Below are 12,970 nucleotides of genomic sequence, written 5' to 3'. Positions count from 1 at the left end.
ATAGAAATCAAAATCCGAAGCAAAACCTGCAAGTTTGATCAGGTTTTGCTTCGGATTTTAATTTGCATAATAAATAGATTATATCTCCTAAAATAACGGTAAATTTTAACTTTTTTTGAGGATAGAATCCTTTTGTAATATAGTTTGTATATGCAGTATTTTTGTGCTTTTTAGAATCTATTTTGTTGTAAAAAGTACGAAAAAATGTTATTTTTTAAGGGGTATTTAAGGTTATATATATATAATAAAAATAGATATGAAGATCATAAGTATAATGTTTTTTACTGATGCGGGGTGAAATAGAGAGAAGAAAACAAGAAGAGAAAAGAGGGAAATAAGTTGAGTTTGGATTTTGTAGTTCAGCAACAAAGAAGAAATGAATTTCGTTATAATTTTTCTGTTCAGCAAGAAAGAAAGAGCCCATTACTTTCTTTCATTATTAGCGGAATATGGACTGTTTTTTTAGAAACGTTGTTTGTTATTACATTAGGCTATTTCGAATTAGAGAAGACGAAGTTATTTTTTAATGAAGGAATCACGTTAAGTATAATTACTATAATTTTATGGAGCATACTATTTTTTATTGATTATTTGAATAAAGGGATAATCAATAAACTTAGACCAGCTATAAGAGTTCATATTTTATTGCTGCCAATAGCTCATTTAATAGTTTTTATTTATATATTCATACAAGAATATATGAATTTTTTGCTTGTGAATAACTGGATTTATTTGCAGTATACACAGTGCCTATTCAGCGTTTTACTCATTTATATGGTGTATATTTTAGTTTATAATTCAATTGGGAAAATTTTACTAAGTGTAATGTTAACTAGTTGTTCTTTTATTATTTTAGGGATTGTTAATTACTTCAAGAGTATGTTCAGAGGAGAGCCGCTATATCCATCTGACTTTACACAAATAGGGCATATGCAGTCAGTTATACCAATGGTTATGGATTATTTTAGTTTGAAAAATATATTAATAGGAATCATTAGTATAGTTGTATTTGCATTTGTTGTTTTTACTATTCGAAAGCATATTAAATCTATAAAAATCCATATCGGTATGCGAATTGTTTTAATATGTACATCTCTGTTTATGGTATATGCGTTTAGTAATTACCCTAATACATTTGTGAATAAGTTATTTGTAAAGGGTGGGGTATATTTCCCTTTATGGAATCAAAATATGAACTATGGTCAAAATGGCTTGGTTTTAGGATTTTTAAGTAACTTAGATACGACAGTTATTCAGGAACCAGAAAAATATTCAAAGGAAAATATGCTTCAAATTGCGAATGACATAAAGAAACAATATGGTGTTAATGTGAGTGAACAAAAAAAAGCTGAGAAACCGAATATTATATTTCTGATGAGCGAGGCTTTTTGGGACCCTACAAAACTAACGAATCTTTCATTTAGCGAAGATCCAGTCCCGAATCTACATCATTATATTGAGAATTTTCCAGGTGGACAAACAATAGCTCCTACATTTGGGGGGAATACAGCGAATACCGAATTTGAAGCGCTAACGAGTTATTCAATGAGTTTGTTAATGCCCGGTTCTATACCGTATCAACAAGCTGTTACAGGTCAGAAAGAAATCCCATCTATTGCAAGTGAATTGAAAAAACAAGGATACTATGCAAGTGCAATTCATGCTTTTGATCGCTCATTTTACAAACGAGATACTGTATATAATGTATTTGGATTTGATAACTTTAATGCAGAAGATACGATGAAGCATAAAGAATTAGCTGGGGACAATGTTAGTGATTTGTCTATGAGTAAAGAAATAATAGATGAATTGAATAAGAGAAAACAGCCTACATTTATTCATGCCGTAACGATGCAAAATCATTTTCCGTATAATCCGGGACGATTTGAAGAAAATCAAATAGAAGTTAATGGATTAACAGAAGATGCATCGAAGGCAGAATTAGAAATATATACGGAAGGTGTAAGGCGCTCCGATGAAGCTTTAAAATATTTAATAGACCAGCTTAATGAATTAGAAAGACCTACTTTATTAGTCTTTTTTGGAGATCATTTACCAGTACTAGGGACAAATAAGGCTATTTATAAAGAGGCTGGATATATAGAGAATGAAGAAACTGTAAGTGAAAGATTATCAATGGCAGAAACACCATTGTTAATGTATGCAAATTTTGATATACCAAATGACAACTTAGGTTTAGTAAGTCCAATGTATTTCTCAAATCTTGTTTTTGATTACGCAGGATTAAATAAATCACCATTTTATCAATTTTTATCGGGATTATATAAAGAAATCCCAGTGCTTAGAGATGAATTAAAAGTTGATAAAAATGGCGAAGAGATTAAAGACTTAACAAAGAAACAAAAAGAAATGTTAGAGCAATATAAAATGATTCAATATGATTTACTTGCTGGAAAGCAGTATAGTAAAGATATACTCTTTAAATAGGGGAAACAAAAAAGGACTTGTATAGGATACAAGTCCTTTTTTCATAGTATTTAACGGGGTAACCAGACAAGCTGGGTTTAGGGAGTATTACTTGTACATTTAGTATAAACAAAAATGTAATCGTTTTATTGATTGATTTGTGAGAAATGTGTGAATTTCATTTGTAAAAACTTCATTCACTTCAACAAATAACCTATAGGGCATATACTTTCACTTTCTTTGAAAAATAAATTATATTAACGGAAAAATAAGTTGTAATGATATTCGATGGGATAAATTAAAAAAGGAGATGAGAAGATAACAAAATGTATCATTCGTATCGTAGTTATTCTTACTTACGAATGGGCCGGTTTAATTGGATAAACAAAAAAGATAGTTAATAAAAAAGAATTTGCTGTAAGGAAACTATGAATTTAAAAATTTTATAAGTTCTGCATTTAATTCATCTGCTTGGTCGATTGGAGAGCCGTGACCACTATTTGTAAGAGCATGTAGTTGAGCATTTTTAATCCGTTTTTGCGTGAGTTCAGCACTTTTGTATGGGATCAGTTGGTCGTGAACGCCGTGGAATATTTTTGTTGGAACGTTAATTTTACTTAAGTCTTTCGTTACGTCTTCGTTTGCAGCTGCTTGCAAAATTTTGATGAGAGCATAGGAAGCGGACTGCATACCGAGATAAGAAAACCATTCAAGGGTTGCAGCTCCTAAGTTTCTATTGAAAAATGATAAAGATACATCACTTAAAAATTTTGGTAAATTTACATACATTTGATGAATGAGGGTATCTGCTTGTTCTTTTGGTACACCGTAAGGGGACTCTTGATTTTTCACGAAAGAAGGAGAGACGGCATCAATTAATGCGAGCTTAGAAATACGACGCCCATTGTAGCGAGACATATAGCGAATAGAAAGAGCACCGCCGACTGAAAAACCGACTAACGTAGCATTTTCTACTTGGAGTGCTTCCAGAACAATTGCAATATCATCAGCTAATCGGTCATACGTGTAACCAGTCCATGGCTTATCAGATTGCCCATTTCCGCGTATATCCATGGCGATGCAGCGAAAGCCGTGCTCCGGTAAAACATTGAGTTGATATTGATACATTTGATGATTTAAAGGCCAGCCATGGACGAAAAAAACAGTTTTACTACCGGGACCGGGATTAACGTCTTGCACAAAAATATGAACATCTTTCTCGACCGTAACAAACATGAAGTATCCCCCTTATATGTGTTAGTATGCTCTATCCCAAATTAACGAATGAACGCCGAGCTTTGGCTTCCAGTGGAATTTTACGAATCGCGACTTTCCATTTTTATTAACGAAACGAAATGTATGAACGCCAAATCCTTGCATCATTCGAAAACTTCTTGGAATTGTACGGTCGGACATAATCCACATCATCATTGCAGCTGATTCTTGATTATTGGCGATGAAGTCCCAAAAAGTATCATGTGCTGTTTGGCCCTGTGGAATTTCATTATGTGGCTCTGGTTTAAGGGCGTGAATAAGATCAGGAAATTTAATACCATCTTGAATGAAGAAAATTGGTATGTTATTTCCTACTAAGTCGAAATTCCCTTCTTCTGTATAAAATTTAACAGCGAATCCTCTAACATCTTGATTCGTTTCATTGGCTCCTTTTGATCCTGCTACTTCAGAAAAACGAACGAAAAGTGGTGTTGTTTTTGAAGGGTTTTGTAGAAAGTGTGCCATTGTTAGCTCTTCTAAAAATTCATATAACTCAAAAATGCCATGTGCTCCGAATCCTCGTGCATGAACGACTCTTTCAGGAATTCGTTCACGATCAAAATGAGAAAGTTTTTCTCGCATAAGAAAATCTTCCAGAAGGGTAGGGCCACGATCACTGGCAGTTAAAGAGTTTTCATCATTTGAAATTTTAACACCTGTATTTGTTGTCATCTCCTTTCCTTCATTTTCGCGTGTAAAGGATTGGAGCTGTGCTGTCTTTTTATTTTTTTGCCGTCCATATAAAACACCTCCCATAATATACGTATTATTGATTGTAGTTTTTATGCTTGCATATAGTCTGAAGATATTACACTGTTGGTATGATTTTCCTCAAATGTTCGATTTATCTTTGTTTGTCTATGAAAATCATTTATTATAATAAATGGTATTCTTCGAGATATTATTTTGAAGGGGTGTTAAAGTGAAAGAAAGTTTTCTATCATATAAAGAAAAAGAAAGGAATGCAAAAATTTTCTTATGGGTGCTATTTGTTACTGTTACTGCATATCAAATTTTCTATGCAATCGTATTAGAAAATAAATCACTAACGGATAAGGGACATAACATACTATGGCAAGTTATTTGTGGAACAGCAATACTCGGCGTGAATATATATTTAATAAAAAAAGAGAAAGCAAACCTTGTTAAATATGCATGTTTATTTGCATACATAGGGATAGAAATGGCGAATATACTTTCGTATATTCTTTATAATAAGGCGGTATTTGATGGGGTAAATATAATAGAAATTATTTTCATTTTCTTTGTACCTATATTTTTAAATAAAAAGTATTTTGTGTTTTTACTTGCTACGATTATAGGGAAATATGTGATTTATTTATTTGTATTAGAGGAAGTAAAAGCGTTTATGTTTCTTATTATGTATACACTTTTATTAATAGCTGCATACATCATTTTAAATCGATTTTTACAATATCTTTCAGCTGTAAAGGAAAGTATTAAGATTGCTAGTGAATCACAAAAATTAGCAGTGATCGGAAAAATGGCAGCGACAGTCGGGCATGAAATTAAAAATCCACTTGCTTCGTTAAAAGGATTTACACAATTACAGCGAGAGAAGCATGAAGATGATCCTATTTATAAACGAATGATCTTTGAAATAGAAAATATGAATAATATGATAAGTGAGTTAATGGAAGTTGCTACATGTAAACCTTCTATTTATGAGAAACATGATGTAGGAAAAATTGTATTACAAGCAGTAAAAACTCTTCGCGAAAAAATGAATGAATCAAATGTTCAACTTATTTCTAATGTGGAAGAAAAAACAGTGGAAGTTGAATGTGATGAACGAAAAATAAGAGGAGTTTTTTTATATGTCATAAATAATGCTCTGGAGGCAATGGAGCAAGGTGGCATTTTAGATTTGCGATTAGAAAATAAAGGGAAAGATTATGTGATGATAAGTATAATCGATAGTGGTTACGGTATTAAGAAGGAAAATTTAGCCCATGTGACAGAGGCTTTTTATACAACGAAACAAGATAAAATTGGTCTAGGACTTACGGTAGCGGATCGAATTGTTGCCGAGCATCTTGGTGAATTATGCATTGTAAGTGAAAGAGATATTGGAACAAGAATAGACATCATTCTTCCAATGAAGTTTGGAAATTATGAAATCCAAGTGGAAGAAAAGCTAGGAGTTACCATATGAATAAAGGCTATATATTTAAAAATGAAGAAATAAAGGCACTCAAAGTATTTTTAAGCTTATTTTTTATTATATTTTTTGTATATGATCTTGCCTATGAATTTATCGTACCTTTAATAGGGGGAGAACAAGAAGGAGTAGGAAAATTCGAAGATGGTTTAGGTTTATGGCTCTATTTTTGGATGGTGATATTGTTTTGCATCGGCATATATTTTATGAAATGGAAGAATCCATTTGCGGTAAAGTATATCATTTTAATTGGCTATAATATATTAGATTTTATCCATAATATTATGATTTATTCTGGTAGTGATGCTGAGTTTGATGGTGGAAATATAGTAGAAGGATTTTTCATTTTATTTGCACCAATCTTCGTGAGTAAAAAATATTTTTGGTTAGTTATAGGGATAATTGTTGGAAGGTACGCTCTTATTGGAATCATTATTCAATCTTCTCTCGTTTTAATCCCAATGACATTATGTAGCGTATTCTCCATTATATGTTGGATTATATTTTTGAGATTCCAGTCTTACATTCGTACGATTGAGATGATGGATAAAGAAATAAAACAAACAGAAAAGCTAGCAACTGTTGGAAAAATGGCAACAGTTATTGGCTATAAGATTAGAAGACCTTTAGCAACTTTAAAAAAACTTGTGAATAAACAAGCGAACAAGCATCCCGAGGATAAGATTTATAGCGATATTATGAAGCAAGAGGTAGAACGAATTCATACAATTACTACAGAACTTAGTGGGTTTGAGAAATCTAAATCGCTAGAATCAGAAACTCATAACATACAAGAAATTATCGCTTATGTTATTCGGGTTATGGGTAAGCCTGCTTTAGAACAAGGGGTGCACATACAAGGTATTTACAGTAAAGACATACCGTCAATTACATGCGACGAAAAACGATTAAAACAAGTATTTTTTAATTTAATCAAAAATGGGATTGAAGCAATGTCAGTTGGTGGAACGATTACGATTAAAGTTACCGTAGAAGATGGAATCGTCGTTCAGGTGAAAGATGAGGGGTGCGGCATTCCAAAAGATAAAATTCCAAAGTTAAATGAAGCTTTTTACACAACGAAAGAAACGGGCACAGGTTTAGGGTTAGTAGTTACAGAAAAAATTATTAAAGACCACAACGGTAAAATGAGCTTTGAAAGTGAAGTTGGAGTTGGAACGACGGTAAAGGTAATGTTGCCGATGTAATGATAAAATATTCGAAAAAGGGAGATTACTTACTTGAGAGCGATCTCCTTTTTTATTCTGTAAAAAATCAATTGGTGTGTGTACCCATCTTCACTAATTAAAGCGTCCTTTTATAACCACCATTTCTCCTGCGGAATTAAAGTAATATCCAAACGAAAGTTCTCTTTAAACCAATCATATATCAATGTCTCTTTCACTAAATATTCAGAGGCAGAGTGCGACACACCGATGAGTGACATATTCGTTGTTTTTACGTAATCCATAATGAGCGAGTATTTATGTCTACCGTAATCATTGTCGATATGGCAATGGATTTCTCCTGCAATATATGCTTCAGCACCTTTTTCTTCTGCTTCGTTCATTAAAGATACGACATCGCCACATCCAGCGATAATTGCAATTTTTTTAATGGAATCGTGTTGTTTACCTTCGAAGTCTGTGTAAGGAATGTGGAAGAGTTTTTTTAGATGTTTTTGGAGTGCTTCTGTTGATGTTTCATCTATTTCACAAATGAGACCGACTGGCTCGCTTTCTGGACCACCGTAAGCAAATCCGTCAATTACACTGGCTTGGAGTGCTTTTGCGATTGAAATGCTTGTTCCATACGTTTGATGAAAATCCATTGGTCCGTGACATGTATATATAGAAAGTTGTTTTTCTTTTATCGCCTGCAAATATTTTTCTGGAATGGGAATAAAACCACGGCCTGATTTTCCAAGCGGGTCACCGCACTCCATTACAAGTGGATGATGCATAAAGAGTAAATCACCGGGTGTCGATTGTGAAATGAAGGCTTCAAGAACGTCATCTGTAGGGAATACAGCTAAAAATACTTTGTTTACATTTTCAGCCCCTCGTATCATAAGACCGTTAAATAGCTCTACAAAAGTTGCTTCAAAAAATTGTTGCCATGGAAATTGGATAGAATCATATACAGCAGGGATAAAGCGACTAAAGGCAATGTCTTTACCGTATTTTTCGATTTGGAATATATGATTGAGTGATTGTTCTATTTCTTTTAAAGCTGGCATGTTGTGTTATCCTCCTTAAACTAATTCTTACTCTATTAGTTATTTTTATTGTTCATGGCAAAATAAGAAGCGGATAGGAAACAAATAAAACCTAGAATCCAACCAATAGAAGGAGAATAGGGAAGTATATGTTGTAATATCATTCCGCTAGAAATAAAAAAGCTACCTAATAGGCCTAATAAAATAGGATATCGCTTTAGTTGAGACATCAGTGATAGAACCTCCTTTATCACATACATTGTATATTAGTCTTAATTTTCTGTATACAAAGTTTTAGAAAAATAGTGGTACAATATATGAATGATATGAGAAGAGAGGATGAACATTAACAGATGTACGTTACTGTAACAGAAGCAGCATATAAAAAAATTATGGATACGATTCCAAATGAAGCGAAATATATAAAATTATTTTACGATAATGAAGGTTGCGGTTGTGTTATGAGCGGAATCATTGATTTAGTAGCTGTAGCTGAAAAAGATGAGCGTGATGTAGATATTGAATCAAGTACACTTAGCTTTATCGCCGATCGTACAAAGCTTGTATTTATGGATGATAAGTTAACGGTTGATTGGCATGAAGGTGGAGGAACTCTTCAGTTGAAAAGCCCGAGCCAGTTTTATAATCCAAATATGAAGTTACATGTTCGAGTATAATAAAGAAAAGACGGTTCCAATATGTTTTTGGAATCGTCTTTTTTATTGCATAAGGTGTTATTATTGCCGTTTTTTGTTGATAAGTCGATATACTTAAAAAATCGCCGATATAATTTCATGTGTCAAAGTAAAGCTCTTGATACAATAAAAAGATTTTTTCACATAATGAAATGTACACATGATTGAATTTTCTGTATAATTTTCTTTGCGGAGGGGATACGCATGAGAAGATGGGGAATTGAGTTATTAATTTTAAGTGTCGTTATGATTTGGGGTATTAACTATACCATTGCAAAATATGGGCTTGTAGAATTTACAGCAATTGAGTTTACTGCTATTCGGATGATGGCGGCGGCACCGTTACTGTTATTGCTTACATTCTTTATTGAAAAGTCGCTTTATGTGGAGCGAAAAGATATACCAAGATTAATCGTTGTTAGTTTTGTAGGTATTGTACTATATCAAACGTTATTTATGGAAACTGTTAAATATACATCCGCTACAAATGCCTCTTTACTCATTTCTATTTCACCTATTTTTACAACTTTATTTGCGGTTTTTTTGAAACAAGAAAAGTTTTCTTCTCGGAAGTTAATTGGTTCTATGATTGCCTTTGTGGGTGCAGCATTAGTTTTAGTAGCGGGGCATTCACTCGCTAGTTCTTTTTACGGGAATGGAATTGGAATGATTACATCAATATGCTGGGGGCTTTATCCTGTTTTAGCAGGGCCATTAATTAAAAAATATTCAGCACTACGTGTTACTGCATGGTCGGCATTAGTTGGAGCAATTCCGCTTTTATTATTAAGTGGTCCACATGTATTTGTCATGCCGTTTCACATTACAAAAGGGATGACACTATTTGCTTTACTATATTCTATTTTCTTTGTAACAGTATTTGGTTTAGTAATGTGGTATATCGGTGTTCAAAAAATTGGGGCATCCCATACGATGGTATATATGTATATTACACCGATTGTAGCGGTTTTATTTGCAGCTATATGGGCAAATGAATCTATTTCATTACAACAAATGATCGGTGGGATAATCATTTTCTTTGGTCTATGGTTTGTAAAATTGGAGAAAGTAAAAGTTCATACTACCGTACAGGAACCTATATCAAAATAGAAAAACAGATCACTTATGATCTGCTTTCCTATTTTTTTATTTTTGGTAAGAAGACGAGAAATAAGATAGCAGTAATAAGTGGAATTAAGTTTAAAAATGGAATACGGAAGAGTGTGATAAGAATAATACCTGGAAGGAGAACACCGAGGACAGCGTAGAAAATACTATGATTTTTCGTGTACCAATATAGCGAAAGTCCAATAAGTGCAGGGACAATGAGATGAATGAGAGCCATTAAAAAATAAATCATTAGACGCCCCCTTTATTTGTGTATTTATTACATCATATCCGTATGTTCATAGATTGATATCACTTTTTTCATAAATGGACGAAAAATGTTTGGAAAAACGTCACAAATTATAAGAATATGATGTTCGAAATCTTGTATAATATTATTTTCTGAAAACATTTAAACAACATAAACATTGGGTTTATGTTGTTTTTAATTTGAGTGAAGAGAATTTTAAGTAGTATGAACTCGAAAGAAATGAGTTATACAGCTTTTGTTGGATAGATTAAAACTACTGAAGAGGGGTACAGCATGATTAGTATGTCATTAAGATCGTTTAAAATTCAATCGTATTATTTACTAGGTATTCTGCTATTAGGCTGGAGGTTAACGCCGTTTTCAGCGCATTTTCTAGGTGCAGGAATTGGACTTATCGTAAGTATGTATTGTGTTTGGCTTTTAGGGAGACGAATTGAGAAGCTTGGAGATAGCATTGTAAAGAAAACGAAAGCACCGACGCTCGGTATGTTTAACCGTTTTGCCGCTGCTATTTTGGGTGCTATTATTATGTACGAAATTGAGCACCATATGGTGATGTGGGCTTTTGCAGTAGGGATTATGGGCGGTTATTTCTTAATTGTTGTTAATTTAGGCTACTATAGCATGAAAGATGAGAAAGAATTAACGAAGAGATAAAAAGATAAAAGCTGCTTTTTAGATGGGATAGAGGATCCAGCGGTGGATAGAAGCGGTTAGAGACTTTTTTAGCTCCATACAGTGTGAGAACAGAAGGATGTAGTAAGTAGGGAAATAGTTTGTGTGTTTGAATCCGTGATTTGTATGTGTGAAAATGTAAGTATATGAATTCTAGATTGTGGTTGGGAATTTTTTAGATGGAATAGAGAATCCGGCGATGGTTGGAAGCGGTTAGAGCCTTTTTTAGCTCCGTACTTGTATAAAAAATAGATAGAAAGAAGCTTACGTAAAAACGTAAGCTTCTTTTTTATGTAAGTGTGTGTAACCGTTAAGCCGCATTGGGTTTTGTCGGTGAGTACGCGAAACTTTTCGGTTACACGACACTTATTCATATGAGTAAAGGGTTATTCCAACAGAAAGTTTTAACTTAAGCGATTGGACCGCCTAGGTTAATAATAGCTTCAGAAACGCTGTCGAACTTTTTGAAGTTAGCTTTGAATTCGTTTGCAAGTTCAATTGCTTTTGTTTTGTAAGCAGCTTTATCAGCCCAAGTTTGTTCAGGCATTAATACTTCGTCAGGTACACCTGGTACGTGAAGAGGTACTTCAAGACCGAAGATGTCATGTTTAGCAGTTTCAGCTTTTGCAAGTTCACCGCTTAGTGCTGCTTGAATCATTGCGCGAGTGTAACCTAAGTTCATACGCTTACCAACACCGTATTCGCCACCAGTCCAGCCAGTGTTTACTAAGAATACTTTCGCATCGTGTTTCTCAATTTTTTCACCAAGCATTTCAGCATAGCGAGATGCATCAAGTGGTAAGAATGGTGAACCGAAGCAAGTTGAGAATGTAGCTTGCGGAGATGTAACGCCGCGCTCTGTTCCTGCTAGTTTACTAGTGTAACCACTTAAGAAATGGTACATAGCTTGTTCTTTTGATAACTTACTGATTGGAGGCAATACGCCAGATGCATCAGCAGTTAAGAAAATGATTGTATTTGGATGTCCTGCAACACTTGGCAACACGATATTGTCAATCGCATGCATAGGGTAGGCAGCACGTGTATTTTCTGTTAAAGTAGTATCGTTATAGTCAGCGATGCGTGTTTGATCATTAATGACAACGTTTTCTAAAACAGATCCAAATTTGATTGCATCAAAGATTTGTGGTTCTTTCTCATGAGAAAGGTTTACACATTTCGCATAGCAACCGCCTTCAATATTGAATACACCGTTATCAGACCAACCATGCTCATCATCACCGATTAATTTACGGTTTGGATCAGCAGATAAAGTTGTTTTACCTGTTCCAGATAAACCGAAGAATAGTGCTACGTCACCTTCTTCACCTACGTTTGCAGAGCAATGCATAGAAAGAATATCTTGTTCAGGTAGTAAGAAGTTCATAATAGAGAAGATTGATTTTTTCATTTCTCCAGCGTATTCTGTACCACCAATTAGTACGATACGTTTTTCGAATGAAACCATGATGAATGCTTCAGAGTTTGTACCGTCAATTACTGGATCTGCTTTAAAGTTCGGTGCAGAAACAATTGTAAACTCTGATTCATGAGTTGTTAATTCTTCTTCAGTTGGACGAATAAATAATTGATGTACAAATAGATTGTGCCATGCATATTCGTTAATAACTTGAATTGGTAGGCGATAGTTGCGATCAGCGCCTGCAAATCCTTTGAAGACGAATAACTCTTCTTTTTCTTTTAAGTATTCTAAAACTTTAGTATATAATTTATTAAAATGTTCTTCAGAAATCGGTTGGTTCACAGCTCCCCAAGCAATTTTGTCAGCAACCGATGCTTCTTTCACAATAAATTTATCTTTAGGAGAACGTCCTGTGTATTTTCCTGTTGAAGCAGAAACTGCACCAGTAGAAGTTAATTTCCCTTCATTTCGCATTAATACTTTTTCCACTAATTGCGGAACACTTAGTTGAATCTGTGCATTGCTTCCGTTCAATAATTCATGTAAACCGATTTGGACATTCACAGTACTCATATTTATATACCATCCTTTTCATTTAATGAAATATTTCTCGTAATCCCCATCAAGAGTATAACACAATTATATAAATAATGTATACTATTTATTTATTTTTGTTTGTGTGAATGTATTATTTCCT

At 33.7% G+C, this 12,970-nt stretch carries 10 protein-coding genes and 1 pseudogene; 6 read left to right on the top strand and 5 right to left on the bottom strand.

Annotated elements, in window-relative coordinates:
- The first annotated feature begins 339 nt into the window (after window positions 1-339).
- Window positions 340-2,448, top strand: a complete 2,109-nt coding sequence (locus tag JDS98_RS10695; RefSeq protein WP_000050731.1) for an LTA synthase family protein — start codon at window positions 340-342, stop codon at window positions 2,446-2,448.
- 405 nt (window positions 2,449-2,853) lie between these two features.
- Here JDS98_RS10695 and JDS98_RS10690 read toward each other — a convergent pair whose 3' ends face one another.
- Both JDS98_RS10690 and JDS98_RS10685 read right to left on the bottom strand, forming a co-directional pair.
- Complete coding sequence (locus JDS98_RS10690) at window positions 2,854-3,663, bottom strand: alpha/beta fold hydrolase (RefSeq protein WP_000498281.1); 810 nt, start codon at window positions 3,661-3,663, stop codon at window positions 2,854-2,856.
- A gap of 27 nt (window positions 3,664-3,690) precedes the next feature.
- A pseudogene (locus JDS98_RS10685) lies at window positions 3,691-4,458 on the bottom strand (catalase); the annotation flags it as partial.
- A gap of 166 nt (window positions 4,459-4,624) precedes the next feature.
- Here JDS98_RS10685 and JDS98_RS10680 point away from each other — a divergent pair.
- Together JDS98_RS10680 and JDS98_RS10675 are read left to right on the top strand one after the other, a co-directional pair.
- Complete coding sequence (locus JDS98_RS10680; protein WP_199633879.1) at window positions 4,625-5,878, top strand: ATP-binding protein; 1,254 nt, start codon at window positions 4,625-4,627, stop codon at window positions 5,876-5,878.
- Window positions 5,875-7,092: an ATP-binding protein gene (locus JDS98_RS10675; protein ID WP_098911433.1), complete on the top strand. Its 1,218-nt coding sequence runs from the start codon at window positions 5,875-5,877 to the stop codon at window positions 7,090-7,092. Before JDS98_RS10680 ends, JDS98_RS10675 begins: the two co-directional genes overlap by 4 nt.
- A 110-nt stretch (window positions 7,093-7,202) precedes the next feature.
- On the opposite strand, the gene JDS98_RS10670 is transcribed toward JDS98_RS10675, so the two are convergent.
- On the bottom strand, window positions 7,203-8,123 hold the full coding sequence (locus JDS98_RS10670; RefSeq protein WP_199633878.1) for a Nif3-like dinuclear metal center hexameric protein: 921 nt from the start codon (window positions 8,121-8,123) through the stop codon (window positions 7,203-7,205).
- A 332-nt stretch (window positions 8,124-8,455) separates the two neighbouring features.
- Between JDS98_RS10670 and JDS98_RS10665 the strand changes: the two genes are divergently transcribed.
- Entirely contained in the window at window positions 8,456-8,779 is a 324-nt protein-coding gene (locus JDS98_RS10665) for an iron-sulfur cluster biosynthesis family protein (RefSeq protein ID WP_000289564.1), read from the top strand.
- A 222-nt stretch (window positions 8,780-9,001) separates the two neighbouring features.
- Complete coding sequence (locus tag JDS98_RS10660; RefSeq protein WP_001255426.1) at window positions 9,002-9,907, top strand: DMT family transporter; 906 nt, start codon at window positions 9,002-9,004, stop codon at window positions 9,905-9,907.
- Window positions 9,908-9,935: 28 nt separating this feature from the next.
- Here the strand turns inward: JDS98_RS10660 and JDS98_RS10655 are convergent, their stop codons facing one another.
- Window positions 9,936-10,157 (bottom strand): hypothetical protein, encoded by a 222-nt coding sequence (locus JDS98_RS10655; RefSeq protein WP_000639048.1) that lies wholly within the window; start codon window positions 10,155-10,157, stop codon window positions 9,936-9,938.
- A 291-nt stretch (window positions 10,158-10,448) separates the two neighbouring features.
- Here JDS98_RS10655 and JDS98_RS10650 point away from each other — a divergent pair, with 291 nt between their 5' ends.
- The gene (locus JDS98_RS10650; protein ID WP_098911431.1) at window positions 10,449-10,832 is read left to right on the top strand and encodes an ATP synthase subunit I; all 384 of its coding nucleotides are present in this window, start codon (window positions 10,449-10,451) and stop codon (window positions 10,830-10,832) included.
- A 427-nt stretch (window positions 10,833-11,259) separates the two neighbouring features.
- Here JDS98_RS10650 and pckA read toward each other — a convergent pair whose 3' ends face one another.
- Window positions 11,260-12,846: a phosphoenolpyruvate carboxykinase (ATP) gene (gene pckA / locus JDS98_RS10645; RefSeq protein ID WP_000108809.1), complete on the bottom strand. Its 1,587-nt coding sequence runs from the start codon at window positions 12,844-12,846 to the stop codon at window positions 11,260-11,262.
- Window positions 12,847-12,970 lie beyond the last annotated feature (124 nt).

The organism is Bacillus cereus group sp. N11 (genome assembly GCF_016483605.1).
GTDB classification, from domain to species: domain Bacteria; phylum Bacillota; class Bacilli; order Bacillales; family Bacillaceae_G; genus Bacillus_A; species Bacillus_A toyonensis.
Note: the sequence above shows the minus strand (reverse complement) of the source record. Positions and strands in the feature narration are given on the sequence as shown.

Excerpts from the sequence above, each read along its gene's own strand:
- JDS98_RS10690 (WP_000498281.1), bottom strand. The coding sequence starts at position 3,663 with ATGTTTGTTACGGTCGAGAAAGATGTTCATATTTTTGTGCAAGACGTT.
- JDS98_RS10675 (WP_098911433.1), top strand. The coding sequence starts at position 5,875 with ATGAATAAAGGCTATATATTTAAAAATGAAGAAATAAAGGCACTCAAA.
- JDS98_RS10670 (WP_199633878.1), bottom strand. The coding sequence starts at position 8,123 with ATGCCAGCTTTAAAAGAAATAGAACAATCACTCAATCATATATTCCAA.
- JDS98_RS10665 (WP_000289564.1), top strand. The coding sequence starts at position 8,456 with ATGTACGTTACTGTAACAGAAGCAGCATATAAAAAAATTATGGATACG.
- JDS98_RS10660 (WP_001255426.1), top strand. The coding sequence starts at position 9,002 with ATGAGAAGATGGGGAATTGAGTTATTAATTTTAAGTGTCGTTATGATT.
- JDS98_RS10655 (WP_000639048.1), bottom strand. The coding sequence starts at position 10,157 with ATGATTTATTTTTTAATGGCTCTCATTCATCTCATTGTCCCTGCACTT.
- JDS98_RS10650 (WP_098911431.1), top strand. The coding sequence starts at position 10,449 with ATGATTAGTATGTCATTAAGATCGTTTAAAATTCAATCGTATTATTTA.
- pckA (WP_000108809.1), bottom strand. The coding sequence starts at position 12,846 with ATGAGTACTGTGAATGTCCAAATCGGTTTACATGAATTATTGAACGGA.